Origin of the sequence: Gilvimarinus gilvus (genome assembly GCF_030518155.1) — a bacterium.
Taxonomy (GTDB): Bacteria; Pseudomonadota; Gammaproteobacteria; order Pseudomonadales; family Cellvibrionaceae; genus Gilvimarinus; species Gilvimarinus gilvus.
On the sequence record NZ_JAULRU010000235.1, the window covers coordinates 1 to 338 of the forward strand.

A 338-nucleotide genomic window follows, 5' to 3' on the forward strand; every position below is an offset into this window, starting at 1 on the left:
CGCATACGCGCTGAACCTCGTCGACCAGGGACACCGGTTCGAACTCCACCATGGACGCAGGGTGACTGACCTGGGCCAAGAACAGCATGTCGGAAACCATGCGGCTCATGCGGTCCAACTCTTCTGTGCACGACTCTAGAACCTCCCGGTACTCGGAAAGCGATCTTTCTCTGGTCAAGGCAACCTGGGCCTTGCCCATCAGGTTGGAAAGCGGTGCTCGAAGTTCGTGGGCAAGGTCGTCAGAGAACTGCGAGAGCTGCTGAACGCCATCATCCAGGCGAGCCAGCATGATGTTGATGCCGTCGGCGAGCTTCTTGAGTTCTGCCGGCATCCCATCA

General features: G+C 58.6%; 1 protein-coding gene. It reads right to left on the bottom strand.

All coding sequences use genetic code 11. The features are described 5' to 3' along the window. The coding region (locus tag QWI17_RS03235) for a histidine kinase dimerization/phospho-acceptor domain-containing protein (RefSeq protein WP_302721065.1) at nt 1-338 on the bottom strand (338 nt) is incomplete at both ends.